Genomic DNA, 26,711 nt, shown 5'->3' with positions numbered 1-26,711 from the left:
ACTTAGCTCGGGGACAGGAGATGGTTCAACTACCTGCATGCAGCGACCATCCGAAGATCGAGTTGCTGATGATCGTTGCGACGATGCTCACGCCGATGCCGACGAAAGCGATCCAGCTCGCTCGACATCCCAAAAGGGTGAGCAAGATCATCGCGACACCGCACGCGACGACAAACCAGAAGAGGATCTGGACGAAGCCGACCGTGGACCACCAGGCGACCATGTAGTTACATTCGCCCTCACCGCATCCGTCGATGTTGAGGGTGTCCATCGTGGTGTACATGGCGCAGATGGCCGCGACACCGATGAGGACGAAGAACGGCCAGCCCCAGTTGCCGTTCGCTCTGGCGTCCGGACCCGTTGCCAGATCGTCAGCAAACGGTTCAGTCATGGCAGGCGCTCGCTCAGGTGCGAACGAATCCAATCGCTTGCCTCCGACGGGTAAAGCGGGATGTCCACGTCAGAGTCGTCGAACGGCCGCCAGGCCACAGGGATCACCGAGCCGTCAGACTCCATGAGGGTGCCGCCTTCCGTTGCTGGTGCTGGCTCCAAATTGCCCGAGTACAACGCGACGATCTCATGACCGAGTTCACCGTTGAGATGAAAGATGTTCTCGACCGTGCGTAGATAGGTGAGGTCGAGGATGCGGGCGCCGAGTTCCTCATCCACCTCGCGCACGATCGCCTCGCGGTGCGTTTCTCCCAGTTCGACGCTGCCGCCGATCAAGCGGTGATAGCCCAGCGGGTTCTCACGTGATGGAGCATTGACGCTGACGAGATGATGATCGCCGTGAACGCTTGGGGCGATGAGCATGACCTTCACCCTGATGTAGGAACGATCAACAGACATGGGTCAATCATCCGAGATTTCGCATCACGTCATCGAAGTCGCGTCGCCGCCCTCACGAGCTCGGCGTTGTCGGCTGCCAGAGTCCCGTTCGGAAGCACCGGCGTGTCCTCCAGGCCTGTGCGGACCCCGTGGCCGAGCGGAAGCGTCCGATGGATCACCGCCCACGACGCCACGCCGTCACCGTGATGGACGTGCTGCAGATCGATGCCTGCTGCCACGACGACGGCTTCGATCGCCGCGGCGTGCGCGACCGCGCATCGGGATCAGCGTCGAGAGGCTCGACCATCACGCGCGTGAAATCGCGTGCGATCCCGTGCCGCACGAACTCCTGAGGGAGCGGCTTCCCATGGCCGGCATCCGCGACTAGCCTTTGGCGAGGTCCCGCAGGAGGGCAGGAGGTGGCGCTCTGATGGCGACGTTCGTGCTGATCCATGGCGCCGGCGATGTCGGATGGCATTTCCATCTGGTCGCGGCGGAACTCCGCGCCAGAGGCCACGATGTCGTCGCGCCCGACCTGCCCGCCGATGACGAGTCCCTGAGGCTCTCCGACTATGCCGACGCCGTGGTCGAAGCAGTGGGGGACCGCCGCGACCTGGTGGTCGTCGGCCACTCCTTCGGCGCCTTCACGGCGCCGCTGGTCGCCGAGCGCGTGCCCGTCGACGCGCTGGTGCTGCTCGCCGGCATGGTCCCGGCGCCGGGGGAACCGCCGGAGCGGTGGTGGGAAGACCTCGGGTACGAATCCACCGTTGCGGAGCAGGCGGAACGCGACGGCGGGCTGACCGGGAGCGCCGATCCGTTCGCGGCCTTCTATCACGACGTTCCCCGGGAGCTGGCGGCCGAGGCCCTCAGCCGCGAACGGGCGCACCCATCGAGCACAGCGTTGGCCGAGCCATGGCCGATGGCGGCCTGGCCCGAGGTTCCCACCCGCTTCGTGCTGTGCCGGCAGGATCGCGTGCTGCCTCCGGACTTCCTCCGCGGGGTGGTCCGCGAACGTCTGGGCATCGAGCCGGAGGAGATCGACGGCAGTCACTGCGTCGCGTTGAGCCGGCCAGCCGCGCTCGCCGATGTGCTGGAGCGGTGCGCGATGAACCCCGCAGCGCCGTCCTGACGCAAGAAGATCCAGGACTCCAGTGGGCCGGTGAACGTGCCGTGTCCTCGATATCTCGGTGCGGTCACGATCGCGCCGGATCCGCCGACCTGGTCCGAACCTATGCATCAGCTCGGAATAGGGTGGAAGGCAATCATGGCTGTCGCGCCCGTTCCGGACCGGCAGCCACATCTATGGAGAGACCGGAGAGCTCAACATGAACAAGGCAACCCTGACCCGCATCGGCGGCCTCGTCGCAGCGATCGCCCTCACCGCCACCATGACCGCCTGCTCGGGCGGCCAGAGCGTGGCCGACGCGTGCAAGATCGCCAACACGGAGATGACCAAGGCCACCTCGAGCGTCTCGAGCGACGTCAGCTCGGCCATGCAGAAGGCCACCACCGGTGAGAAGGTCGACTTCGCCGAGATCTTCGCCCCCGTGCAGAAGGGGCTCGAGGAGGCCGGCAAGAAGGTCACCAACGAGACCGTGAAGGCGCCGCTCACGGCCTTCGCGACCGAGTTCAACGGCTTCGTCAAGGTCTTCGACGGTTTCGAGATGCCCGACATGAAGAACATCGACGCCACCGACCCGGCCGCGATGGACAAGCTCAAGGAGGCGCAGACCAAGGTCGAGGAGATCTCCACCAAGGCCCAGGACGCCAGCGCCAAGCTCACCGAGCAGGGCAAGAAGCTGCAGGAGATCTGCAACAAGGGCTGATCGCTCTTTCCTGCGCACGCGGACCGCGACCGCGCAACGAGGGCGCCACCGGGGACATTCCGGGTGGCGCCCTTCGTGCGTCCGCGGCGTCCTTGTGCAGGAACTCCTCCGCTGCTCGGCCCGACCTTTCGCTGCCGGATCCTGCCCTCCGCAGGCATGTGACCTGGCCCCGGTATATCGGCGGAGGATCTTCCTCTTTTCAGGCGATTCTCTTCCCTTGCATAGGACTTTCACGGTAATCCTGGTTCTTGTGCGCCTGACCGGTGCACGACATCCGCATCGCCGCGGGAACCCCTGAGGCGACGCCTGGAGGGAGAAGCAATGTCAGAGAAGAGCGCTCGCACGCGACGACGTGTGGCGGCGACGACGTCCGCGTTCGTGTTGGCGGCGGCCGGGGTGGCGACCTTCGGGGCCGGCCCTGCAGTCGCGGCGCCGTCGAGCACGCAGCCATCCAGCACGGTGACCTCTGCGAGCACCGGTTCCGCAGGGACCGATGCGAAGAGCGGCACCGGAGATCATTACATCAACTACGTGGCGCCCCGCGCCGAAGCGTTCACGGACGCGTCCGATGACGAGGCGGTCGCCGACACGAACGGCAGCACGAGCGCCCGCAAGGCGATCGGCGCCGCGGCGTTCGAGCGCGCCAAGGAGAACGACCAGAAGCACGCGCAGGGCAACCCCGTGGCGGCCAAGCAGCTGGCGATCACCGAGGCGAAGGCCGTGAAGACCGGGAAGAGCCCGAAGAACCTGAAGCAGTCCAAGACCACGCAGCAGGCGAAGCTCCTCACGATCCTGGTCGAGTTCGACGGCACGGAGGACTTCTCGAACCTGCAGGTCCCGACGTCCTTCGGCGCGACCGACTGCAAGCCGGGCGACGTGCAGGGCCCGACCCTGCACAACAACATCCCGGACCCCGCCACCGCAGCGCAGCCCGACAACAACACGATGTGGATGCCCGACTTCTCGAGCGATTTCTACAACAAGATGCTCTTCTCGAAGCAGGGCGTCACCGAGCGCGTGCGCACCGACCTGACGGGTCTGGACGGCAAGCCCGGTTTCGACATCTCCGGCAACACCATGAAGAACATGTACGAGGAGATGTCCCGCGGCGCGTACACCCTCACCGGTGAGGCCACCGCGTGGGTGAAGGTGCCGCACTCCGAGGCGTACTACGGAGCCACGGTCTGCCACATCAACCCCGAGACCGGCGCCTACGAGGCCGGCCCCATGCAGGACATGCAGGGCCACCCCGACAACCCGCTCGGTGCGGGCCAGCTGCCGATCGACGCCGTGGCGGCGCTCGCACAGTCCGACCCCTCCTTCCCGTGGTCCGACTACGACATCGAGGACCAGGGCGACCGCGACGGCGACGGCAACGTCAACGAGCCCGACGGCATCATCGACCACGTCGTGCTCGTGCACGCCGGTGAGGACAAGTCCGGCGGCGGCGGCAAGGAGGGCACCTACGCGATCTGGGCGCACTCGTCCGACGTCGCCGGCGGAGCCACCATCCCCGGAACCGACTTCAAGATCCAGAACTACATCGTGCAGCCGGAGAACTCCGGTGTCGGCGTGTTCGCGCATGAATACGGCCACGACCTCGGCCTGCCCGACCTCTACGACACCACGAACGCCGGCAACTCCGACGTCGACTTCTGGGATCTGATGAGCTCCGGCTCTCACTCCGGCCCCATCTTCCAGTCGCTGCCGACCCACATGGGCATCTGGGACAAGTGGGTGCTCGGCTGGGCGGATCCGAAGGTCGTGAACCCGGGCGACGGCACCCAGACGATCAAGGTCGGTCAGACCTCACGTCCGAAGAAGGGCACCGAAGACGGCATCAAGGTCAACCTGCCGGACAAGACCATCGTGCTCGCCGAGCCGCACAGCGGATCCGAGATGTGGTACTCCAACGCCGATCAGAGCTGGGCGGACGCGACCCTGACCCGCTCGATCGACAACGTGCCGGCCGGCGCGACCTTCTCGATGTGGAACGACTACGTCATCGAGGAGGACTGGGACTACGGCTTCGTCGAGGTCTCGGCCGACGGCGGATCCACGTGGACCGAGCAGAAGGTCTACGACGAGTCCGGCGCCCTGGTGTCGACCGACGACGGCTACAGCGACCCGAACGGCCGCATGTCCGACTTCGGCGGCAAGAAGTACGGTCTGACCGGATCCACGGACGGCTGGCGTCACGACCACGTCGACCTGTCGGCGTACGCGGGGCAGAACATCCAGATCCGCCTGCGCCAGGCCACGGACGCGGCGTTCCAGGAGCGCGGCTGGTTCTCGGACGACTTCGCCCTGACCGCCGGAGGCACCGACGTCTGGACCGACGACGTCGAGTCCGGCGACAACGGCTGGACCGCGGTCGACGGCACCTTCACCGACAGCACCGGCGCAGGCTGGGCCCGTGACACCGGCACCCAGATCAAGGCGCAGTACTACCTGGTCGAGTGGCGCAACTTCGATGGGTTCGACAACGGCCTGAAGTACGGCTACACCACTGTGTACAGCGCTGACGGCTGGAAGGTCGAGAAGGTCCCGTACAACGCGCCGGGTGCGCTGATCTGGTATCGCGACACCACCTACGGCACGTCGAACCAGGTCGTCGCCAACCAGACGAGCCTGCCGAGCTACGGCGCCAAGGGCGGCCTGCTGCTCGTGGACAGCCACTTCGACCCGCTGCGCCGCACGGGTGCGGAGGCTGCTCTGGATCCGTCGGTGCTGAAGAACATCTCCAGCCGTGCCCAGTCGTCCAACGCCGCGTTCGGGCTCACGCCGACCCTGCCGTTCAAGGACTGCCTGGTCGACGCGAACTACCAGAACGAGGCCTGCACCGACATCCCGGCGCAGCCCGCGGTGAGCACCTTCACCGATGACAAGGGCTGGGTCGCCGGCCTGGAGATCCGCAACGGTCAGCTGTTCAACCGCATGCGCGACGCCTCGGTGGTCGTCCCGTCCGTCGGCAACGCGCCGTACAGCACGCGCGTCGTCAACCCCGACGGCACCCCCGCGGCGGACCTCTACGGTCTGGACCTCGGGTTCACCACCCTCGGCACCGGCAACCCCGCCGATGCCGGCGTGGGCTACGGCACCGTGATCTCGGTGAAGAAGTCCATGCAGGACAACACCGCGGCACTCATCTCGGTGACCGCGCCCCGCAAGGGCTGATCCGAACCGGAGCGCCGGTCCCGAGTTGCTCGGGGCCGGCGCTCCGGCGTTGCGCGGCGCCGCCGCTCCGCGATGATCGCCCGACGGGAGTCCTGCGCAAGCGGCCACGCGACGACGTGAGGATCTCGTGAGCGCGGACGCGCCACGCCGCGTGAGGATTCCGTGAGGAGCGCCGGGTGGCGCGGGAATCGGGCTCTAGGCTTCGTCTGTGAACAGCCAGGCCGTGATCGACCAGAAGGCGCCCGTCGCCGGCAGGAGCCCGCTCCGCCTCGCCCTCGTCATCGGCGCCCTCGGCGTCGTCTTCGGCGACATCGGCACCAGCCCGATCTACGCCCTGCAGACGGTGTTCAACCCGGAGGATCCGCACCCGATCCCGCTCACGGCGGAGAACCTGTACGGGGTGGTCTCGCTCATCGTGTGGTCGGTGATCCTGATCGTCACGATCACCTACGTGCTGCTCGCGATGCGGATGGACAACGACGGCGAGGGCGGCATCATGGCGCTGCTGACTCTGCTGCGGCGCTGGGCGCCGAAGGGGCGCACGCGCACGGTGGCGATCCTGTCGGGTCTTGCCGTGCTGGGCGCCGCGCTGTTCCTCGGCGACAGCATGATCACCCCCGCGATCTCGGTGCTCTCCGCCGTCGAGGGTCTGAAGACCATCAATCCGGGCCTGGACGAGTGGATCGTCCCGATCACCGCCACCATCCTGCTGGTGCTGTTCCTCATCCAGAAGCTCGGCAGCTCCGTGGTCGGCCGGTTGTTCGGACCGATCATGGCAGTCTGGTTCGTCGTCATCGGCGTGCTGGGGATCGGCGGGATCCTGCACGACCCGCAGATCCTGCTGGCTCTGCTGCCGACCTATGCGGTCCAGTTCATGGTGGGACACTTCGACATCGCGTTCTTCGCACTCGCCGCCGTAGTGCTGTCGGTCACCGGCGCCGAGGCGCTCTACGCCGACATGGGCCACTTCGGCCGTAAGCCGATCTCGTTCGCGTGGCTGTTCCTGGTCTTCCCCGCCCTGGCGCTCACCTACCTCGGCCAGGGCGCACTGCTGTTGGAGGACAAGGCGAACATGTCGGCGCCGTTCTTCCTGCTCGCACCCGAATGGGGCCGGATCGCGCTCGTGGTCCTGTCCACCGTGGCGACGGTGATCGCCTCGCAGGCGGTGATCTCCGGCGCGTTCTCCGTCGCCGCGCAGGCCTCGGGGCTCGGCTATCTCCCGCGGTTGCGTGTGACGCACACCTCATCCGAGACCCACGGGCAGATCTATGTGCCGTGGATCAACTGGCTGCTGATGGTGTCGGTGATCACCCTGGTGTTCGTGTTCCGCACGTCGGCCTCGCTCGCGTTCGCCTATGGGATGGCGGTCATCGGCACGATCACGATCACGACGCTGCTGTTCTTCTACCTGGCGCGCCGGCGGTGGAAGACCCCGCCCTGGATCCTCGTGATCGGCGCCGTCGTGCTGCTCTCGGTCGACCTGCTGTTCTTCGCCGCCAACGCCACCAAGTTCACGCACGGCGCCTGGCTGCCGCTCGCGATCGGCCTCGCCGCGTTCACCGTCATGACGACCTGGCAGCGCGGGCGCGCCCTCATCACCGCGCGCCGCACGGAGGCGGAGGGGTCGCTCGCCGACTTCGTGAGCAACCTGCGCACACACCCGAAGCTCATCGACCGGGTGCCGGGGACGGCGATCTTCCTCAACCCGGGCGGATCCACGACGCCGCTCGCGCTGCGCGCCAACGTCGAGCACAACCACGTGCGCCACGCCCGCGTGATCATCTTGTCCGTCGACATCCAGAACGTCCCGCGCGTGCCGCAGACCAAACGCTGCACGGTCGACGACCTCGGGGATCCGACGGACGGCATCCTGTACATCTCGGCAAGGTTCGGCTACGCCGAGAATCCGGATCTGCCCCGTGCGCTGCGCAGCATCCCGCCGCACAAGACGCAGGGCTGGCTGGATCTGGACAACGCCACGTACTTCCTGTCGAAGATCGAGTTGCGTGAGGGACGGCGCGGCGGCATGGCGCGGTGGCGCAAGCGGCTCTTCCTCGCCGCCTCGCACATCACGACCGATGCGAGCGACCACTTCGGCCTGCCGCGCAACCGGGTGATCGTGATGGGGTCGCAGATCGAGCTGTAGGTCTGTAGGTCCTGGCGCCGAGGCTGTTCGGTGGTCGCATATTGCGGCCATCCGCACCGCGAAGCCGCAATACGCGACCAGTGAACCGAATGGCGGGGTGGGACGACCGGCTGCCTGCCCGCGCTCCGCGCCGGCGGCGGCAGCACGGGAGGCGCGCATCCGACCGTCATCGCCTCGCGCATAATGAGTCTGACCGATCTGAAGGAGGTGCGCGTGGCTGTGGAGAGCGAGCCGCCTCGCGCCCTGAACATCCGCGACGTCGCCCGCGAGGCCGGCGTCTCGTACCAGACCGTGTCGCGAGTGCTGAACGGCAGTGACCGGATCCGCGAGAAGACGCGCGAGCATGTGCAATCGGTGATCGACCGGCTCGGCTACCGGCCGAATCCGGTCGCGAGGGCGCTGTCGACCAATCGCTCCCGCACGATCGGCGTGCTCACGGCGCACAGTGCGCTGTACGGACCTGCGACGGCGATCACCGCGATCGAGTTCGCCGCGCGCGACGCCGGCTACCGGCTCTCCATCGCGAATCTGCGCTCCAGCGAGCCGGGGGTCGTGCGCGCCAGCATCGACGATCTGCTCAGTCACGCCGTCGAGGCGATCATCGTCATCGCTCCGCAGCAGGAGGTGCTGAGCGAGGTCGGTGGGATGAGCGTGGACGTGCCGATCATGGCCCTTGGCCCGAGCGGCGAGCGCCACTCGATGGCGATGGACCAGATCGCGGGCGCGAGGGCCGCTGTCGCGCATCTCGCGGACATCGGGCACGAGTACATCGTCCACCTCGCCGGCCCGCAGAACTGGACCGAGGCCGAGGCGCGCATGGCCGGCTATCTGCGCGAGCTCGACGCGCGCGATCTGCGCGTGCGCGCCCCGCTGCTGGGGGACTGGACCGCGCAGTTCGGCTACGAGGCGGGCCTGAGCCTGCTGCGCATGCCCGACTTCACCGCGGTCTTCGCCGGGAACGACTCGATGGCCCTCGGCTTCCTGCACGCCTGCCGCGAACGCGGCGTCAGGGTGCCGGAGGACATCAGCCTCGTCGGATTCGACGACATCCCCGAGGCGGCGCACTTCTTCCCGCCGCTCACCACGGTGCGGCAGGACTTCGTCGAACTCGGTCGCAGGACGATCCGGATGCTGCTGGCTCAGCTGGGCGGCGATGACCTGGTGCAGGAACCCCTGGTCCCGGGCCTGATCGTGCGCGCCTCCACGGCGGCTCCCCGCGCCCTCTGAAGGCGGTCGGGGCGCCTCGCGTTCCCTTGGATCGGCGGGCGCATCACGCCGACTTCGGTCAAAGGCTTGACAAATGTGACCGGTTCGCCAGAAGATCACTCGTGCGGGTGTGATCGGTCACAGCCGCGGCGACGATGAGGTCGGATTCCGAACCTCCTCGCCGTCCCGAGCGCATGAGGTCGGCGGCCACCGGCCCCGTGCGAACAGCACCACGAACCGACGTCCGCAGTGATGCGGTCGTCACCCCGACCCACGCCCTCGTTCGCGAGGTGCAGGTCGCGACCGGGCGGTCCGATCGTTCCATCGGCGCGCTCTCTGCTGTCCTGAGCGCGCCATGGCGGCCGCTCGACGAAAGGAATCACATGAAGTTCAAGAGACTGGTCATCGGCGTCGCAGCCGCCGCGACCATCGCCCTCAGCCTGACCGCGTGCGCGGGAACCCGTGGAGGCGGCGGATCCTCCACCGCGGAGCCCGGCGCCAACAAGGGTGCACTCGTGGGCGTCGCGATGCCGACGAAGACGTCGACCCGATGGATCCACGACGGCGACGCCGTCAAGGAGGGGCTGGAGAAGCTCGGCTACAAGGTCGACCTCGAGTACGCGGACGACGACATCCCCACCCAGGTGCAGCAGATCTCCAACATGCTCACCAAGGGCGCGAAGGTCCTGATCATCGCCTCCGTCGACGGCACGGCTCTGTCCAGCCAGCTCGACCAGGCCGCGTCCAAGGGCGTCAAGGTCATCGCCTACGACCGGCTGATCAACGGCAACAAGAACGTCGACTACTACACGACCTTCGACAACTACAAGGTCGGCGTGCAGCAGGCCACCAGCCTCCTCGAGGGCCTCGGCGTGCTGGACAAGAGCGGCAAGGACACCGGTGCCGCGGGACCGTTCAACATCGAGCTGTTCGCCGGAAGCCCGGACGACAACAACGCCACGTTCTTCTTCAACGGCGCGATGGACACCCTCAAGCCGTACCTCGACAAGGGCGTCGTCAAGGTCGGCAGCGGCCAGACGGGCTTCACTCAGGTCGCGACGCAGGGCTGGCAGGCCGACGTCGCCAAGAAGCGCATGCAGGACCTCATCGCCTCGACCTACTCGAACGGCCAGACCGTGAACGGCGTGCTCTCGCCGTACGACGGCCTCTCCATCGGCATCATCTCCGCCCTCACCGGCGCCGGCTACGCGACTGACAAGCTCCCGATCATCACCGGTCAGGACGCGGAGATCCCGTCCGTGAAGTCGATCATCGCGGGTCAGCAGTACTCGACCATCTACAAGGACACCCGCAAGCTCGCGGGCGAGGCCGTGAAGATGGCCGATGACGTGCTGAACGGCAAGACCCCCGAGGTCAACGACACGAAGTCCTACAACAACAAGACCAAGGTCGTGCCGACGTTCCTGTTCGAGCCGATCGTGGTCACGAAGGACAACTACAAGGAAGCCGTCATCGACACGGGTTACTACACCGAGGACCAGCTCAAGTAGGCATCGGCTCCACAGGGGTGGCTGCGGACGCTCCCGCAGCCACCCCCCTCTGACGAAAGGAGAGCGAGATGAGCGACAACATCCTCGAGATGCGCGGGATCACGAAGACGTTCCCGGGCGTGAAGGCTCTGCAGGACGTGTCGATCACCGTGCAGCGCGGCCACGTCCATGCGATCTGCGGTGAGAACGGGGCCGGCAAGTCCACCCTCATGAAGGTGCTCTCAGGCGTCTATCCGCACGGATCCTACGACGGCGAGATCCTCCTGGACGGCGAACCCGTCGCCTTCAAGAGCATCAACGAATCCGAGCACGCGGGCGTCGTGATCATCCATCAGGAGCTGGCGCTGAGCCCGTACCTGTCGATCGCGGAGAACATCTTCCTCGGCAACGAGCGGCAGTCCGGCGGCTGGATCGATTGGAACACCACCAACCAGGAGGCCGCGAAGCTGCTGGCGAGCGTAGGCCTCAAGGAGAACCCGGCGACGAAGATCGCCGACATCGGCGTGGGCAAGCAGCAGCTCGTCGAGATCGCGAAGGCGCTCTCCAAGAGCGTGCGGCTGCTGATCCTGGACGAGCCGACCGCCGCGCTCAACGACGACGACTCGGCGCACATGCTCGAGCTCATCACGCACCTGCGCGACGAGGGCATCACCTCGATCATCATCAGTCACAAGCTCAACGAGATCCGCGCGATCGCCGACGAGGTCACCGTCATCCGCGACGGGCGCAACATCGAGACCCTCGAGATGCGCACCGACGACGTGAGCGAGGACCGGATCATCCGCGGCATGGTCGGCCGGGATCTCGCGAGCCGTTTCCCCGACCGCACCCCCAAGATCGGCGACGAGCTGCTGCGGATCGAGGACTGGACGGTGCACCACCCGCTGGATCACGAGCGCAAGGTCGTCGACGGAGCGAACCTCTTCGTCCGCGAGGGCGAGATCGTCGGCATCGCCGGGATCATGGGGGCCGGACGCACCGAGCTCGCGATGAGCGTGTTCGGCCGCAGTTACGGTGTGAACATCTCCGGCCGCGTCTACAAGCGCGGAACCGAGATCTCCACCAAGACGGTGTCGGACGCGATCGACCACGGACTCGCCTACGCGACCGAGGACCGGAAGCGGTTCGGGCTGAACCTCATCGACGACGTCGAGCGGAACATCACGATCGCCGCCCTCGACCGGATCGCGAAGGTCGGCTGGGTCAACGAGAGCCGTGAGCGGATCGTCGCGGAGTCGTACCGCAAGAGCATGAACATCAAGACCAGTTCTGTCGAGGCGGTCGTCGGCAAGCTCTCGGGCGGGAACCAGCAGAAAGTCGTGCTCTCGAAATGGATGAACACGTCTCCCGACGTGCTGATCCTCGACGAGCCCACCCGCGGCATCGACGTGGGAGCGAAGTACGAGATCTACGGCATCATCAACAAGCTCGCGAGCGAGGGCAAGGGCGTCATCGTCATCTCCAGCGAGCTGCCCGAACTGATCGGTCTCTGCGACCGCATCTACACCCTCGCCGAGGGGCGCATCACCGCGGACGTGCCGCGGGCCGAGGCCACGGCGGAGAACCTCATGCGATTCATGACCCAGGAGAAGGAGGTGGGCTCCGCATGAGCGGCTCATCCATCACCCCCCAGACCAGTACGTTCCGCAGCGCGCTCGACTTCCTCACCGGCCAGTTGCGGCAGATCGGGCTGTTCATCGCGCTGATCGTGATCGTGCTGTTCTTCCAGATCACCACGGGCGGCATCACACTCGCGCCGATCAACGTGTCGAACCTGATCATCCAGAACAGCTACATCCTGATCCTCGCGATCGGCATGGTGATGGTGATCATCGCCGGGCACATCGACCTGTCGGTGGGATCCGTCGTCGCCTTCATCGGCGCCGCCGCCGGCGTGCTGATCACCAAGATGGGCGTGCCGTGGCCGGTCGCCGTCGTGCTGTGCCTGGTGCTGGGCGCGCTGATCGGCGCCTGGCAGGGCTTCTGGATCGCGTACTTCAAGATCCCGGCGTTCATCGTGACACTGGCCGGCATGCTCACGTTCCGCGGCCTGACCGAGATCACCCTGCAGAACACCGCGATCTCGCCGTTCCCGGACGGCTTCCGCGCGATCGGCGCGGGTTTCCTGCCCGACCTCGGCGGCGGCCAGACGATCGTCGAGCCGCTCACGATCATCCTCGCGGTGCTCGTCGTGCTCGGGATGATCGGCTTCGGGATCCGCGGTCGGATGACCCGGCGCAAGTTCGCGGTCGAGGACGAGCCGCTGTGGTGGTTCATCGCCAAGCTCGCTTTCACGAGCCTGCTCATCGCGCTCGTCGCCTACCTGCTCGCGAGCTACAACGGCACCCCGATCGCGCTGGTGATCCTCGGCGTGCTGACCGTGGTCTACTCCGCGATCATGGCCCGCAGCGTCTGGGGCCGGCACATCTACGCGATCGGCGGCAACCCGCTTGCGGCAAGCCTGTCGGGCGTGAAGACCCCGCGCGTGACGTTCACGCTGTTCATCAACATGGGCGTGCTGTCCGCGCTCGCCGGGTTGGTGTTCACGTCGCAGCTGAACCTCGCGAGCCCCCGCAACGGCGACGGGTTCGAGCTCGACGCGATCGCGGCCGTCTTCATCGGCGGCGCGGCGGTCACCGGCGGCATCGGCAAGATCACCGGTGCGATCATCGGTGGTCTGATCATCGGCATCCTGAACAACGGCATGTCGATCCTCGGCGTCGGCACGGAGTATCAGGCGCTCATCAAGGGCCTCGTTCTTCTCGCCGCCGTCGCGTTCGACGTCTTCAACAAGCGCCGCTCCGGGCGCTGACACGGATCCGTCTCGGGCTCCGGCCGCTTCGTGCGGTCGGAGCCCTTGACGGTCCGCGTACCCGCTACGTTCGTCGTATGACGCTCGGCCAGGCACTGCTCTCGTTCGCGCTCGTCGTAGGGCTGCTCACGATCATCCCCGGTCTGGACACGGCGCTCGTGATCCGGGGCACGGTGACCCGCGGCCGCCCCTATGGGTTCGCCGCCCTGCTCGGGATCCAGGTCGGCACTCTGATCTGGGGTGCCGCTGCGGCCACCGGGGCGGCGGCGCTGCTGGCGGCGAGCGAGGTCGGATACCGGGTGCTGTCGTACGCCGGCGCGGCATACCTCGTCTATCTCGGCGCGACGATGATCGCCAAGACGTTCCGCCGGGGCGCGGATCCGTCGGCTGGGGCCGCGGCCCCTTCGCGCCGGGGCGCGCGGAGCGGCTTCCTGCTCGGGCTCGTCACGAACATCACGAACCCGAAGGTCGGGGTGTTCTACATGGCGACCATCCCGCAGTTCGTTCCGGCGGGGCACTCCCCGCTCCTGGTGGGTCTGCTCCTCGCACTCGTGCACTGCGTCCTCGGCACCGTCTGGCTGGGCGCGATCATCCTGGGAGCGAACCAGCTCGCGCCGCGCCTGCGCTCCACCCGGGTGATCCGCTGGATGGACCGGATCACCGGCGGAGTCCTGATGCTGTTCGGCGCGCGCCTCGCTCTCGACGTGCGCTGACCGTCGGCCGCGAAGGCCCCGCGGCTCACGCAGCCGGAAACGCCGCCGCGAGCCGCGCAGCCACGGCGTCGACGTCCACTCCGACGTCCGCCGACTCCGCGATCCGCTTCACGAGGCGGACGGGCCAGGTGACCAGCACCTCGGAGACCGAGAACGGGCTGCCGAAGAAGCCCCAGTCCGCCTCGAGGAAGCACAGTGCTGCGGCCACCGGGGCGGCGTCGCCGAGCGCCGCCGTGACCAGCGCCGCCTGCTTCCGTACGCCGTCGACGAGCGGGGTGCCGTCGCGTCCGCCGATCCGCAGCGTCTGGACGCGCGGCCCGAACACGCCTCCTGTGGCTTCCCGCGAGGGGCGGCGTCCCTTGTACCGCTTGGCGTCGATCACCCAGACGCCACCGGGGGAGACGACGATGTGGTCGATGTTCGCCCTCGTGCGCGGGATCCTGCGATCGTGCAGGGCCCGCGCCGACGCGGGCAGATCCTCGAGCCGCCGGGCGAGCAGCTCCTCGCCCACCGCGCCGCGGACCCACGCCTGCGTGCTCTGCGGGTCGTCGGAGAGCGCAAGAATCAGCCCCCCGAGCTTCGGGTGCGCTGTGCGGATGCGCTCCTCGCGACGTCTGTGGCGTCTCTCGTATTCGCGGCGTGCGGATGCCCCCGCCGTGCCCGGCTCGGGGGACTCGGGGACGGACGGCTCATCCAGGGTGCACTCGAGACATCGCACTGTTCGCCGGTCGCGCTCGTACACGGCGTCCGTGCCCGCGGGCAGAGCGCGATTGCACAGCCGGCACGTTCCGGCGTAGCGGAGACGCATGCGCGTGTCCTGCGGTCCCAGCTCCCCAGCCATGGCGCCGACGGTACCAGCGCGCGGGGTGAGCGGGAAGGGCTCGGCCCGGGGCGAACGGGGGAGGTGCGCATCTCGAATCGATTCCGGCCGAACTGCAACGGATCCCGGTGCGCTGCGCGCGAATGCTTCTGGAATCCCCATTTGCGACCCGATTATTCTCAGCGCGTCCATAGCTTCAGGGAACATCTGCGAAATCAAGCTCTGGTCCTCTAGTTGCAAGGATGCCCGGGGTGCTAACGTCCCTCTGTCATCCCCCATACCCGACGATGAGACAGGGGAACAGAGTGACCCAGAATCCACTCGAGACGGACACGTCTCTGCAACGTGCGATCGACTATGAGGAGCACGCGCTGCAGGCCGGTGGTGTGTCCAAAGCCGGCTCGACGCTGATGGCCGTCGCGGGCAGTGCGCCCGCGTACTCCATCGCGGCCAGCACCGCGCTTCTGATCGGCGCCGCCGGCGTCGGCGCCCCCGCCGCACTGCTGTGGTGCGGCATCCCGATGCTCGGCATCGCGTTCGCGTTCGGCTACCTCGCGCGGGTCGACACGCATGCGGGCGCATCGTTCTCCTGGGTGGCGCGAGGGCTGCACCCGATCCTCGGATTCCTCGCCGGGTGGGCGGTCGTGATCTCGGCGACCATCTTCATGGTGGCGGGAGCCCTGCCCGCTGGCCAGATGACGGTCGCCCTGTTCGCCGGAGACAAGGTCGCCAACGAGAACACGCTGCTGGTGACACTCGTCGGAGCGCTCTGGTTCCTGGTGATGGCGGCCGCGGTGATCTTCGGCGTGCACACCACAGAGCGCGCCCAATGGATCATGTCGATCATCGAGGTCGGGATCCTCGTGGTGTTCGCGGCCATCGCGATCCCGCGTGCGATCACCACCTACCACCACGGCGAGACCTTCTCCTGGGACTGGTTCGGCTTCGGCCACCTGACCGGCGCGGGCGTCTTCGTCGCGGCGGCTCTGATCGCGGCCTTCTACTACTGGGGCTGGGACGTCACGGCCAACCTCGGCGAGGAGACCAAGAACGCGCACAAGACCACCGGCCTCGCCGGGATCCTCGGCATCGTCATCGTGTTCATCCTGTTCGAGATCTACACGACGACCACCCTGGTGATGCTGCCCGGCAAGACCATCGAAGCCAACAGCGGCAACGTGCTCAGCGTGCTGGGCGAGGCGATCATGCCCGGCATCGGCGGCAAGATCCTGATCGTCGCCGTCGCGCTCTCCACGATCGCGACGCTGGAGACCACGCTCGTGCAGGTGAGCCGCACGCTGTTCGCGATGGGCCGCGACCGCACCATCCCGTTCGCGTTCGGCCGGATCAACCGCAAGTGGAAGACGCCCGTCTTCGCGACGCTCGTCGTCGTGGGCGTCTCGCTGCTGCTGTTCGTGCTCGCGAACGTCTTCGGCGACAGCGTGGGGCAGATCCTGGGCTGGGCGATCTCGTCGATCGGTCTGCAGATCGCGTTCTACTACTCGCTCGCAGGCTTCGCGCTGATCATCGGGTTCCGCAAGGTGATCTTCCGATCGCTGAAGAACTTCCTGCTGATCGGTCTCTGGCCGTTCGTGGGAGCGGTGTTCATGATGTACATCTTCTTCGCGGCGATCCCGAACAACGAGCCGGTCGTGAACATCCTCGGCCTCGGCCTGATCGCGATAGGTGTCATCCCGCTCGCGCTGTTCTATCGCAAGGCGAAGGACGCGTACTTCTCGCGGCGCCCGCTCGACGTGCCGGAGGACTTCGAGGCATAGCGGTCCCTCGCAGGGCGGGGCAGGCGATTCTCGTCTGTCCCGCCCTGCGTCGCGCGGCCCCTCGGCTCCTGCCGCCACGGTCGCGCGTCGTCCCCCTTCCATCCAGTCCGGGCTCGCCGCTGCGCCCTTCCGGAATGTCGGCGCCACGGGGGAGGATGGGGGTATGCCCTCGATCTCCTGCCTCGCCGCGTCCGCGTCCGCGTGTGACGCGGCCGGCGGGACGCGCGGCGGCGTGAAGCACTGCGTCCGCCCGGTACGGAAGGCGGTGCACTCATGATCCTCGCCGGGCTCACCCTGCTCGCGATCGGCCTCGCCGACGTGCTGCGCCGGTTCCTGCACCGCCGCGCACTGTGGATCGGAATCGCCGTCGCCGGCGTGCTGGTGCTGGTGCTGGCGGCGCTCGGCGGGGCGTACATCCACGCGGTGGTCGGGCTCGCGCTCGCCGCACTGTGGGTGTGGCTGCTACCGCTGGACGGACGACCTCGCTTCTCGTTCTGGCCGGCGGTGCTGCTGGCCGTCCTCGTGGTCGCCCTGGTCGCCTTCATGCCGGCCCGCGCGGTGACCGGAATCTTCGCCGGGCGCTGGCTGGCGACGCCCTTCGGGCCGATCGGGTTCGACCTGCTCGTGCTGGCGCTCGGGGTCTTCGCGGTGCTGCTCGAGACGGGCAACGTGATCGTCCGCGCGGCGCTGCTCGGAGAGCAGGCGGAGATCCCTGCGGATGTGTCGGCGGATCGCGATGCGCCGCCGGCGGGTGCGGTGGCGGGCCTCGTCCCGGTAGCGCCCTCTGTGCTCGATCCCGGCGCGCCGACCGCGTCCGAGCCCACTCCGCCGGCGCCGTCCGCCGATCCGGGCTTCCGCGGCGGACGTCTGATCGGCCCGCTCGAGCGCGCGATCGTGCTGCTGCTCACACTGTTCGCGGCATACCCGCTGCTGGCGGCGATGCTGGCGGCGAAGGGGATCGTGCGCTTCCCGGAGATCTCCCGCGACGGCGTGAACGGCGGGCGGGCGGAGTACTTCCTCGTCGGCAGCCTGGTCAGCTGGGTGGTCGCGCTGGGCGGTGCGCTGCTGCTGTGGTGGGCGGCGCGCGCCGGATCCTGAGCCGTTCAGCGGAACGCACGTCCTCGCCGGGTTGCCGAGGGGACTGGAAGCGGAGGATCCTTGTGGTGACGGGGCCGTCACTGGGACTCCGCACCGGCAGTCGCACGAAGTCTCATGCAGGAGGATCCATGAACGAGAAGCCCCGGTTCACGCTGGACAGCACGCTCGGCGAGGTCCTCGACGACGCGCAGGCGCGCGCCGTGCTGGACGAGGTCGTGCCCGGTGTCTCGACGCACTCGCTGGTGTTCCTCGCCCGCGGGATCACCTTGGCCGACGGCGCCGCACGGCTCGGCTCGGTCGAGCCGGAGCGCCTCGCAGAGCTCGATGCGAGGCTGCGCGCCCTGGGATGAGAACGCCGGGCCGCGGCTGAAACCGCCCGCTCCCTAGACTGACCGGGATGTCCGATCACCACGTCCCACGCTCGACGCACCACACGGTTCATGCCGTGGCGCCGGCGGATCCCGAGCCGGTCGGGCCCGATCCGGGCCCGCTCTGGGCGCGGATCCTCCGCATGCCGTTGCTCTGGGCGCTGGTGTGCGGAGCCCTGGCCGTGCCGGGCTACCTCGCCGGCGATCCCGGCTTCCTGCCGTTCCTGTTCACCCTGATCGGCGGCTGGCTCTGCGGTCTCTCCTTCGTGAACGCGACTCTGCGGGTGCCGGCCGGCCGCGGACTGATCGTGCACATCACCGGCGCGGTGGGCGCGGGGCTGCTGCTGTGGCTCATGATCGAGGCCGTCCCCGCGCTGCTGGCGCCCAAGCCCAACCCCGCGCGTGCCTTCCTCGCCGTGCTGCAGCTGGCCGCAGTGCCGGCCGCCTGCTGGGTGTGGCTTGGCCTGATCAGCCGGATCACGGCGATGATCGGCGCCCGGGATGCGGCGAAGGCGCGCCCCGCTCCGCAGTGGGAGCCCTCCGAACGCGGATCGCTCGTGCGGTTCCGCGCGGTGCCTCTCTCCGCGCGAGCGCTCGTGCTGTGGTGCTCCCTCGCCGGCGCCCTGGCGATCGCCGCGCTCGTCGTCGTGCTGATCGTGACCGGCGGTCGGGCGCTGTACGTCGGGCCGAAGCTGTTCCTCCTGCTGTACATCGCGATCCCGGGCCTGCCCGCCTACCTCGTGACGTCGTGGCTCCTGCGCCGCCGCGCGGTGTCCTGCGCCGTGCGCTTCGATGCGGATCGTCTGCGGATCGAGGTCGACGGCGTCGAGGAGCGGATCCGCTACTGCCACCTCGATCGGCTGGTCTGGCGCGCGGACGGCGACTTCGCCCGGATCGAGGCATGCGGATCCGGCGTCGACCTGACGCTCGTCGCCGGGATCGCCCGTAAGACCGGTGGTACCGCGACCGTCCTGCCGGCGTTGTCGCGCCGCGCGGTCCGGCTCATGGAGGAGGCGGGCCTCACGTCGCGGACGCTGCGTGGCGGCCGCGCGCTGGCCTTCGAGCGCACGACGGGTGCCCCGACCCGCGTGCGCTGAGGCGTCCCGGTCGCCGTCGACATCGCACGCCGTGCACACCGGTCGCCGTCGATGCCGATGACCGTCGACGTTCACCGACCGGCCGGCCGCGCCCGCCGGTCGTTCCGTCCGGGCACGCGCCCGCGCCGACCGCAGACGACGGAACGCGACGCCCCCTGAGGACGCCGCGTTCCGCTTCGACTGTGGAGTCCTCGCTCAGGCCTTGCGACCGCGGGCGAGTGCCCATGCGCCCACGCCGACGCCGACCAGCACCGCCGCGCCGATGCCGAGTCCGATCCACAGGCCCGCATCGGTCGCCGCGGCGGCCGCGGGAGCCTCGGTCGTCGCCGACGCGGCGGGACCGCAGACCGGCTTCGCGGACCCCGCCGCCGCGGGAGTCCCGGTCGCAGAGGGCCCGGTCGCAGAGGGCGCCGTGCCGTCGGGGGCGTACGCGAATGTGTAGCTTCCCGAGATCGGGTGTCCGTCGGAGGACACCACGCGCCAGAGCACCTCGTAGGTGCCGGCAGCGCCGAGGGCGACGGGTGACGAGACCACCGGACCGTTGAGATCGGGGCACGCCGTCTCGTAGTACTTCTTGTCGGGCCCGATCACCTGGATGATCGTCGCACCGTCCGTGCCGAGCGGATCCGCGCTGAAGGTCAGCGAGAGGGACGACAGGCTCTTGACGGTCGACCCCTGGGCCGGATCCGTGTTCTCGAGCGTGTCGTGCGCGCTCGCCGCCGTGGCTCCGGCGGTCGCGAGAGCCAGCCCCACGCCGATCGAGGCCGCGAGCGCGGTGAGCCGGTGGCGCAGACTCATGCGGCGTCCTTCTTGCGCCGGCCCAGGGCGAAGCCGCCGAGCAGCGCGCCGCCGGCGGCGATCACGAGCGCGGCGATGCTGAGACCCAGCGCGAGACCGCCCTGACTGTCGCCGGGCGTCTCCGCCGATGCCACCGGTGCGTTCGTCGCGGCCGCGGTCCCGCCGTGGTGATCGGCCGGGGGAGCGTCGTTCACCCACACCACGGGGGCGGGCTCGAGGGTGTCGTCCTTCTTCACCTGCTCGGGTGTGGCCGACCACTCGACGACCTTGCCGTCGGAGTAGGTCTGCGTAGCAGGGATCACGATGTGGCCGGTGTCCGGCACGGGGCCGAGCGACAGCGTGAACGTCTGGAACTGCCCGGGCGCGATCCCACCGGCGTCGGCCGTGAACGTGACCTCCGTGGTGGCCTCGCTGATGGTGTTGCCCTCGACCTTCACCGGCTTGGACAGCGCGGTCTTTGCCGCGTCGCCGGTCCACCCCGCGGTGGGCTGGTAGCTGACGCTCGTGAACGGGGTGTCGGCGGGCAGGTGGATCTGGATCTTGACGGTGCTGGCTGTCGCGGACTCGTTCGGAACCCGGAACGTGACATACGTCCAGGATCCGGCCTCGGCCTGGTTCGGGGTCGCAGTCACATGGGCTGAGGCCGCCAGCGGGGCGGCGAGGGCGAGCACGGCGCCGGCGGCGAGGCCGACGAGGACGCGGGAAGCAGTGGTGTTTCGCATGGATTCGTTCTTTCTGAGGTCGTGAGTGCACCACGGCCGCGCGGGGAGGGCGGCCCGTCGGAGGTGCGGATGAAGGGAGGTCAGGCCGCGAGCGGCGGACCCCTCCTCGACACGACGGTCAGGACGAAGCGAGAGCGCAGCGTCGGGGTGACCCTGCGCGGTGCGGTCGGAATACGATGCGCCGGTACCGGCGCCGCGGTGAGCAACCGCGCGATGAGGTTCCAGCCGCTGAGGTCGAGCAGGGCGCGCAGCGCCTGCTCTCCGCGGCCGAGCGCCAGCACGGTGAGCAGTGCGGCGATCGCGTGAGCGACCCACATCGCGGGCTGCAGATGCAGGGTGTGGCCGGCGTCGACGGCGGTCGAGCCGAGGACGTTCGCGAGCTCCGCGCCGTGCACGTGCGCGCCGATGCCGGCGGCGACCGACCCGGATCCGGATCCGACGCCGATGAGCAGCAGGCCGTGGAACGCGATCTGGCTCAGCCCGACCGCGATCGACAGGCGGATCCAGCTCAGTCGGCGGCCGGCGAGGGCGATGCACACCGGCGCGGCGAACAGCAGCGCCAGCACCATCCCGATCAGGGGAGCGGGCGCGCCGTCGGCGGTGGAGTGGGAGACGGAGGCGACGAACGTCGCGACCAGGGCGGCGATGAGGCCCCGGATCGTGCGACCCGCGCGCGTTCCCAACACCCCTCCAGCGTATCCGGAGCTCCAGGTCAATGAGGAAAGCCCTACGGATCGGGGCGGGAAGCCCTGCGGAACCCCGCGGGAAAGCCCTGCGGATCCGCGCTGATACCCTGATCCGGTGTCGAACCCATCCCTGACGACCGCGGCACCGGCCATCGACCCCACGTTCGAGAACGTGTGGGATGAGCTGGTCTGGCGCGGCCTCGTCCACGTGTCCACGGATCCCGAGGCGCTGCGCGCCCTTCTCGCCGGGCCCGCGATCACGTATTACTGCGGCTTCGACCCGACCGCACCGAGCCTGCACCTCGGCAACCTCGTGCAGCTGCTCACGTTGCGCCGCATCCAGCTCGCCGGGCACAAGCCGCTCGGACTCGTGGGCGGATCCACGGGCCTCATCGGCGACCCCCGCCCGACGGCGGAGCGCACGCTGAACACGCGCGAGACGGTCGAGGAGTGGGTCGGGCGCCTGCGTGCGCAGGTCGAGCGCTACCTCAGCTTCGACGGCGACAACGCGGCGCGGATCGTGAACAACCTCGACTGGACGGCGCCGATGAGCGCCATCGACTTCCTGCGCGAGATCGGCAAGCACTACCGCGTCGGCACCATGCTGAAGAAGGACGCGGTCGCCGCGCGCCTGAACTCCGACGCCGGCATCAGCTACACCGAGTTCAGCTACCAGATCCTGCAGGGCCTCGACTTCCTCGAGCTCTACCGCCAGTACGGCTGCGTGCTGCAGACCGGCGGAAGCGACCAGTGGGGCAACCTCACCAGCGGCACGGATCTCATCCACCGCGTGGAGGGAGTCTCGGCGCACGCGATCGGCACGCCGCTGATCACGAACAGCGACGGCACCAAGTTCGGCAAGAGCGAGGGCAACGCGATCTGGCTGGACGCCGAGATGTGCAGCCCCTACCGGATGTACCAGTTCTGGCTCAGCACAGCGGATGCCGACGTGATCGACCGTCTCAAGGTCTTCACGTTCCTCACCCGCGCCGAGATCGAGGAGTACGCGGCTCTGGTCGAGGCCGAGCCGTTCCGGCGGGCCGCCCAGAAGCGCCTCGCGCTCGAGGTCGTCGCCACGGTGCACGGCGTCGACGCGACCGCCGCGGTCGTCGCCGCATCCGAGGCGCTGTTCGGGCAGGGCGACCTCTCCGCGCTCGACGCCGCGACTCTGCGCACGGCCCTCGAAGAGCTGCCGAACGCGCGGGTGGCCGCCGGCTCTTCGGTCGTGGACGCGCTCGTCGCGACCGGGCTGGTCTCCAGCGCCTCCGAGGCGCGCCGGGCCATCGCGCAGGGCGGCGTCTCCGTCGACGGCGATCGGGTCGAGTCCGACGATGCGACCGTGCCGCTCGGACTGCCCGGCGGCGTCTCGGTGCTGCGCCGCGGCAAGAAGACGCTCGCGGGCCTGCTGCCCGCCTGAGCACCGGCACCCGGTTCGCCGCGGCTCTTCGCCCGTGTGGCATGACACACGCGGACATGGAGTTCGCGGCGACCGCACGAACGTGATCCACTCGGATCCGCGGGCGCACCCTTCCCGCACGCACGTCAACTCTGAAACGGAGTCCTCATGTCTCACCGTCGCATCGCCCGGATCGCCGTCGGCCTCGCCGCGTCCGCTCTCGTCCTGACGCTCGCCGCCTGCTCGGGCGGCGCGTCCGGGAAGCCCACGGCGACCGCCGGCGCGGACAGCGCGTCGTACAGACTCGTCAAGCCCGGCACGCTGACGGTCGCGACCGAGGGCACCTACAGCCCGTTCACCTACCACGCGGATGGCGGATCCGGTGACCTCGTCGGCTACGACGTCGAGGTCGCGCAGGCGGTCGGCAAGGAGCTCGGCCTCAAGGTCGAGTTCCAGGAGACGCAGTGGGACGGGATCTTCGCGGGCCTCGAAGCCGGCCGCTTCGACGTCATCGGCAACCAGGTCTCGATCAACCCGGAGCGTCAGGCGAAGTACCTGTTCTCCACGCCCTACACCGTCTCGCCGAGCGTGGTGGTGGTGAAGAAGGGCGACACGTCGGTCAAGACCTTCGCCGATCTCAAGGGCAAGACCACGGCGCAGTCGCTGACGAGCAACTTCTACAAGCTCGCTGAGGACGCGGGCGCGAACGTCGAGTCGGTCGAAGGCTGGGCTCAGGCCGTCGCGCTCCTCGAGCAGGGCCGGGTGCAGGCCACGGTCAACGACAAGCTCACCTACCTCGACTACGTCAAGCAGCACCCTGACGCGAAGCTCGCCGTGGCGGCCGAGACGGATCCGACCCAGAGCGCATTCGCGTTCACCACGAAGAAGGACGCGCTCGTGAAGGCCGTCGATGGAGCCCTCACGAAGCTCGCATCCGACGGCACGCTCGCGAAGCTCGGCAAGAAGTACTTCGGCGAAGACGTCTCGAAGTAGCACCGGCCATGCCCGACGGGCTGCACCTCTTCCTGACCTCCTTCTGGCCGATCGTCTGGGGCGGGATCAGCGGGACCATCCCGCTGGCCCTCGCCTCGTTCGCGATCGGCCTGGTGCTCGCGCTGCTCATCGCACTGATGCGCCTGTCCGAGTCGCGGGTCCTCTCGGGGATCGCCCGAGGCTATGTGTCGGTGATCCGGGGCACGCCGCTGCTCGTGCAGCTCTTCGTGATCTTCTACGGTCTGGGAGCGGTCGGGATCGTGATCGATCCGTGGCCGTCGGCCATAGCGGCCTTCTCGCTCAACGTCGGCGGATACGCGGCCGAGATCATCCGTGCGGCGATCCTCTCGGTGCCGGTCGGGCAGTGGGAGGCGGGCTACACGATCGGGATGTCGAGAGGGCGGACCCTGCGGCGGATCATCCTCCCGCAGGCCGCGCGGGTCTCCGTGCCGCCGCTCTCCAACACCTTCATCTCGCTTGTGAAGGACACCTCGCTGGCCTCGCTGATCCTGGTCACCGAACTGTTCCGCGTCGCCCAGCGCATCTCGGCGGCCAGCCAGGAGGTCATGCTGTTGTATCTGGAGGCGGCACTCGTGTACTGGCTGTTCTGCCTCGTGCTGTCCGGCGCGCAGGGCATGGTCGAGAAGAGGCTGGACCGCTATGTCGCACACTGATCCACGCTCCCCACTCCTGCGCGCGACCGGCCTGACCAAGGCGTTCGGCGCCCACGAGGTGCTCACCGGAATCGACCTCGAGGTGCAGCGGGGCGAGGTGGTGGCGCTCATCGGGCCCAGCGGCTCGGGCAAGACCACGGTGCTGCGCTCGCTCAACGGCCTGGAGACCCCGGACGCAGGAGTGGTGGCGTTCGACGGCGGTCCGGTCGTCGATTTCGCCGCCCCGGGTGACCGACGTGCTGCGGAGCGGTCGCGGCTCGCGCTGCGGGACCGCTCCGCGATGGTGTTCCAGCACCACAATCTCTTCCCGCACATGACGGTGCTGCAGAACGTCATGGAGGGGCCGGTGCAGGTGCAGGGCGTGCCGAAGCCGCAGGCCACGGAGGATGCGCTCGCCCTGCTCGACCGCGTGGGCCTGGCTGACAAACGCGATGCCTACCCGTTCCAGCTCTCCGGGGGTCAGCAGCAGCGCGTCGGGATCGTGCGTGCACTGGCGCTGAAGCCCGACCTGCTGCTCTTCGACGAGCCGACGAGCGCGCTGGACCCCGAGCTCGTCGGCGAGGTGCTGAGCGTGATCTCGGAGCTCGTCGCCGAAGGCTGGACGATGGTCATCGTGACGCACGAGCTCGGCTTCGCGCGGCAGGTCGCCGATCAGGTGCTGTTCATGGATGGCGGCGTCGTCGTCGAGCGGGGCGCTCCGTCGCAGGTGTTCACCGCACCGGTGCACGAGCGCACGCGCCGCTTCCTGGATCGGATCCTCCGCCCTTACGAGTGACGCCCTGCCCCGCCGGGTACCGTCGGGGCATGCCGTTCACACCCAGCCACGCGATCGTCGCCCTGCCGTTCGTCCGCACACCGCTCGTACCCGCGGCGATCGCGATCGGCGCGATGGCGCCCGACGTGCCGCTGTTCACCCGCGGCTTGATCGTCGACTACTCGGTGACGCACGACCTGCGCTGGCTGCCGGTCACCGTGCTCCTCGCGCTGGTGCTGCTCCTCGTGTGGCGGCTGGTGCTGCGGCCGGCCTGCCGGTTCCTCGCGCCGCGGTTTCTCGGCGCGCGCCTTCCGCAGGAGTGGGACGGGGGAGCGCGCGCCGCTCTCGGGGAGACCTTCGGATCCGTCGCGCGAGTGCTCCTTCTCGTGCTCGCTCTCGCATTGGGCGTGGCTTCGCACATCCTGTGGGACGCGTTCACGCATGAGGGTAGGGCCGGCACTGTGCTGCTCCCCACGCTCGACGAGCACTGGGGCCCGCTGCTCGGGTACAAGTGGCTGCAGTACGTCTCCGGGGTCGGTGGCGTCGTCGTTCTGCTGATCGCGGGCGCGCTCTGGCTGCGCGGGCGCGTTCCGGCCCCCGTCGACCCAGCGCCGCTCGCGATCCGGCTGAGCTGGTGGCTGTCGCTCCCGGTCATGCTGGTCGCCGCGGTCGCCCTTGGGCTCGCTGTGTACGGGCCGCTCACCGAGGCGTTCACCGTGCAGCACCTGGCGTATCGCACGCTTCCGCTCGCGTGCGGGCTCTGGGGAGTGCTCACCCTCGCCCTGGTTCTGGCGATCAGGCTCGTGCGCGCGAGGGACACGGCGCCTGTCGTCGGCGTGGAATCGCGGTGAACAGGTGCGGAACGATGGGCGACACGCCCGAGAAGGCGCCCCGATTTGCCGGAACCCGGGGATCCGCGTAACTTATTACTTGTTCGCCCCAAGCGGTAGAGCGAAGGGCCGGAAGGCCTGACTCCCCAAGCGACGAACACCACTCACCTTCTTCTCCGGAAGTCGGTTCCTCTTCACAGGTTCTCCCTGCGGCGGGGCTCAAGCGCGTGCGTTTGAGAGGGTGACCGTCCGCCAGGATCGTCGATTTGACAAGCTGGCCGGGAGGGCTAAGCTAGAGAAGTTGCCTCGGAAACGAGATAACGGATCCGGTTCTGAACCTCACGGCGTGTCGATTTGACAGCCTGAGCGACACGGATAAGATAGAGAAGTTGCCCTGAAGGGAAGGCCGAGAGGCCGGAACGCAGGAGCATCCGATCCTTGAGAACTCAACAGCGTGCACTTGTCAAATGCCAATTTA

The 26,711-nt window shown here is 68.4% G+C and carries 26 protein-coding genes; 19 read left to right on the top strand and 7 right to left on the bottom strand.

The features are described 5' to 3' along the window. Positions 1 to 25: 25 nt before the first annotated feature. The 3 genes from ACTJI8_RS14480 to ACTJI8_RS14470 are packed head-to-tail and all read right to left on the bottom strand — an operon-like array spanning position 26 to position 1,022. Positions 26 to 391, bottom strand: a complete 366-nt coding sequence (locus ACTJI8_RS14480) for a hypothetical protein (RefSeq protein ID WP_440734124.1) — start codon at positions 389 to 391, stop codon at positions 26 to 28. Beyond that, positions 388 to 849, bottom strand: a complete 462-nt coding sequence (locus ACTJI8_RS14475; protein WP_440734123.1) for an NUDIX domain-containing protein — start codon at positions 847 to 849, stop codon at positions 388 to 390. Before ACTJI8_RS14475 ends, ACTJI8_RS14480 begins: the two co-directional genes overlap by 4 nt. 29 nt (positions 850 to 878) lie before the next feature. Next, a complete protein-coding gene (locus ACTJI8_RS14470; RefSeq protein WP_440734422.1) occupies positions 879 to 1,022 on the bottom strand; it encodes a 3-keto-5-aminohexanoate cleavage protein in 144 nt (47 codons plus the stop codon). Positions 1,023 to 1,031: 9 nt separating this feature from the next. On the opposite strand from ACTJI8_RS14470, the gene ACTJI8_RS14465 reads away from it, so the two are divergent. The 10 genes from ACTJI8_RS14465 (at position 1,032) to ACTJI8_RS14420 (ending at position 14,219) form a co-directional block, all read left to right on the top strand. Then, complete coding sequence (locus tag ACTJI8_RS14465) at positions 1,032 to 1,181, top strand: hypothetical protein (RefSeq protein WP_440734440.1); 150 nt, start codon at positions 1,032 to 1,034, stop codon at positions 1,179 to 1,181. 77 nt (positions 1,182 to 1,258) lie between these two features. After that, positions 1,259 to 1,957, top strand: coding sequence for an alpha/beta fold hydrolase (locus tag ACTJI8_RS14460; RefSeq protein WP_440734122.1), 699 nt, complete (start codon positions 1,259 to 1,261; stop codon positions 1,955 to 1,957). 196 nt (positions 1,958 to 2,153) lie between these two features. Next, positions 2,154 to 2,654 carry a hypothetical protein gene (locus tag ACTJI8_RS14455; protein WP_440734121.1) on the top strand — a complete coding sequence of 167 codons (501 nt, stop codon included), beginning with the start codon at positions 2,154 to 2,156 and terminating at the stop codon, positions 2,652 to 2,654. Positions 2,655 to 2,975: 321 nt separating this feature from the next. Continuing rightward, the gene (locus ACTJI8_RS14450) at positions 2,976 to 5,831 is read left to right on the top strand and encodes an immune inhibitor A domain-containing protein (RefSeq protein WP_440734120.1); all 2,856 of its coding nucleotides are present in this window, start codon (positions 2,976 to 2,978) and stop codon (positions 5,829 to 5,831) included. A 208-nt stretch (positions 5,832 to 6,039) separates the two neighbouring features. Continuing rightward, positions 6,040 to 7,977, top strand: a complete 1,938-nt coding sequence (locus ACTJI8_RS14445; RefSeq protein WP_440734119.1) for a potassium transporter Kup — start codon at positions 6,040 to 6,042, stop codon at positions 7,975 to 7,977. A 213-nt stretch (positions 7,978 to 8,190) separates the two neighbouring features. Next, complete coding sequence (locus tag ACTJI8_RS14440; protein WP_440734118.1) at positions 8,191 to 9,204, top strand: LacI family DNA-binding transcriptional regulator; 1,014 nt, start codon at positions 8,191 to 8,193, stop codon at positions 9,202 to 9,204. A gap of 362 nt (positions 9,205 to 9,566) precedes the next feature. After that, positions 9,567 to 10,694 carry a multiple monosaccharide ABC transporter substrate-binding protein gene (gene chvE, locus ACTJI8_RS14435; protein WP_440734117.1) on the top strand — a complete coding sequence of 376 codons (1,128 nt, stop codon included), beginning with the start codon at positions 9,567 to 9,569 and terminating at the stop codon, positions 10,692 to 10,694. A gap of 68 nt (positions 10,695 to 10,762) precedes the next feature. Continuing rightward, positions 10,763 to 12,304: a multiple monosaccharide ABC transporter ATP-binding protein gene (mmsA, locus tag ACTJI8_RS14430; RefSeq protein WP_440734116.1), complete on the top strand. Its 1,542-nt coding sequence runs from the start codon at positions 10,763 to 10,765 to the stop codon at positions 12,302 to 12,304. Then, positions 12,301 to 13,506, top strand: a complete 1,206-nt coding sequence (gene mmsB, locus ACTJI8_RS14425) for a multiple monosaccharide ABC transporter permease (RefSeq protein WP_440734115.1) — start codon at positions 12,301 to 12,303, stop codon at positions 13,504 to 13,506. Before mmsA ends, mmsB begins: the two co-directional genes overlap by 4 nt. Before the next feature lie 77 nt (positions 13,507 to 13,583). Then, positions 13,584 to 14,219, top strand: a complete 636-nt coding sequence (locus ACTJI8_RS14420) for a LysE family translocator (RefSeq protein ID WP_440734114.1) — start codon at positions 13,584 to 13,586, stop codon at positions 14,217 to 14,219. Positions 14,220 to 14,244: 25 nt separating this feature from the next. Here ACTJI8_RS14420 and ACTJI8_RS14415 read toward each other — a convergent pair whose 3' ends face one another. After that, the gene (locus ACTJI8_RS14415) at positions 14,245 to 15,060 is read right to left on the bottom strand and encodes a nuclease-related domain-containing protein (protein ID WP_440734113.1); all 816 of its coding nucleotides are present in this window, start codon (positions 15,058 to 15,060) and stop codon (positions 14,245 to 14,247) included. Between the two features lie 284 nt (positions 15,061 to 15,344). On the opposite strand from ACTJI8_RS14415, the gene ACTJI8_RS14410 reads away from it, so the two are divergent. The 4 genes from ACTJI8_RS14410 (at position 15,345) to ACTJI8_RS14395 (ending at position 19,380) form a co-directional block, all read left to right on the top strand. Beyond that, positions 15,345 to 16,817 carry an APC family permease gene (locus ACTJI8_RS14410; protein WP_440734112.1) on the top strand — a complete coding sequence of 491 codons (1,473 nt, stop codon included), beginning with the start codon at positions 15,345 to 15,347 and terminating at the stop codon, positions 16,815 to 16,817. Between the two features lie 273 nt (positions 16,818 to 17,090). Continuing rightward, positions 17,091 to 17,915 carry a hypothetical protein gene (locus ACTJI8_RS14405; RefSeq protein WP_440734111.1) on the top strand — a complete coding sequence of 275 codons (825 nt, stop codon included), beginning with the start codon at positions 17,091 to 17,093 and terminating at the stop codon, positions 17,913 to 17,915. 128 nt (positions 17,916 to 18,043) lie between these two features. Next, the gene (locus ACTJI8_RS14400; protein WP_440734110.1) at positions 18,044 to 18,265 is read left to right on the top strand and encodes a hypothetical protein; all 222 of its coding nucleotides are present in this window, start codon (positions 18,044 to 18,046) and stop codon (positions 18,263 to 18,265) included. Between the two features lie 47 nt (positions 18,266 to 18,312). Continuing rightward, positions 18,313 to 19,380 (top strand): hypothetical protein, encoded by a 1,068-nt coding sequence (locus tag ACTJI8_RS14395; protein ID WP_440734109.1) that lies wholly within the window; start codon positions 18,313 to 18,315, stop codon positions 19,378 to 19,380. A gap of 195 nt (positions 19,381 to 19,575) precedes the next feature. On the opposite strand, the gene ACTJI8_RS14390 is transcribed toward ACTJI8_RS14395, so the two are convergent. The 3 genes from ACTJI8_RS14390 to ACTJI8_RS14380 form a co-directional block, all read right to left on the bottom strand. Next, positions 19,576 to 20,178 carry a copper resistance CopC family protein gene (locus ACTJI8_RS14390; RefSeq protein ID WP_440734108.1) on the bottom strand — a complete coding sequence of 201 codons (603 nt, stop codon included), beginning with the start codon at positions 20,176 to 20,178 and terminating at the stop codon, positions 19,576 to 19,578. Further along, a complete protein-coding gene (locus ACTJI8_RS14385) occupies positions 20,175 to 20,900 on the bottom strand; it encodes a YcnI family copper-binding membrane protein (RefSeq protein ID WP_440734107.1) in 726 nt (241 codons plus the stop codon). Before ACTJI8_RS14385 ends, ACTJI8_RS14390 begins: the two co-directional genes overlap by 4 nt. 80 nt (positions 20,901 to 20,980) lie before the next feature. Further along, positions 20,981 to 21,586: a hypothetical protein gene (locus ACTJI8_RS14380; RefSeq protein ID WP_440734106.1), complete on the bottom strand. Its 606-nt coding sequence runs from the start codon at positions 21,584 to 21,586 to the stop codon at positions 20,981 to 20,983. 115 nt (positions 21,587 to 21,701) lie between these two features. On the opposite strand from ACTJI8_RS14380, the gene tyrS reads away from it, so the two are divergent. The 5 genes from tyrS (at position 21,702) to ACTJI8_RS14355 (ending at position 26,254) form a co-directional block, all read left to right on the top strand. After that, entirely contained in the window at positions 21,702 to 23,003 is a 1,302-nt protein-coding gene (gene tyrS / locus ACTJI8_RS14375) for a tyrosine--tRNA ligase (RefSeq protein WP_440734105.1), read from the top strand. A 147-nt stretch (positions 23,004 to 23,150) separates the two neighbouring features. After that, positions 23,151 to 23,975 carry a transporter substrate-binding domain-containing protein gene (locus ACTJI8_RS14370; RefSeq protein WP_440734104.1) on the top strand — a complete coding sequence of 275 codons (825 nt, stop codon included), beginning with the start codon at positions 23,151 to 23,153 and terminating at the stop codon, positions 23,973 to 23,975. 8 nt (positions 23,976 to 23,983) lie between these two features. Next, entirely contained in the window at positions 23,984 to 24,649 is a 666-nt protein-coding gene (locus ACTJI8_RS14365; protein WP_440734103.1) for an amino acid ABC transporter permease, read from the top strand. Continuing rightward, positions 24,636 to 25,424, top strand: a complete 789-nt coding sequence (locus tag ACTJI8_RS14360) for an amino acid ABC transporter ATP-binding protein (RefSeq protein WP_440734102.1) — start codon at positions 24,636 to 24,638, stop codon at positions 25,422 to 25,424. The genes ACTJI8_RS14365 and ACTJI8_RS14360 overlap by 14 nt, the downstream gene beginning before the upstream one ends. A 29-nt stretch (positions 25,425 to 25,453) precedes the next feature. After that, the gene (locus tag ACTJI8_RS14355; RefSeq protein ID WP_440734101.1) at positions 25,454 to 26,254 is read left to right on the top strand and encodes a DUF4184 family protein; all 801 of its coding nucleotides are present in this window, start codon (positions 25,454 to 25,456) and stop codon (positions 26,252 to 26,254) included. The last annotated feature ends 457 nt before the right edge of the window (positions 26,255 to 26,711 follow it).

This window comes from Microbacterium sp. 22303 (assembly GCF_052045265.1).
Classification (GTDB): Bacteria; Actinomycetota; Actinomycetes; order Actinomycetales; family Microbacteriaceae; genus Microbacterium.
This window is presented reverse-complemented; position numbering and strand designations above follow the sequence as displayed.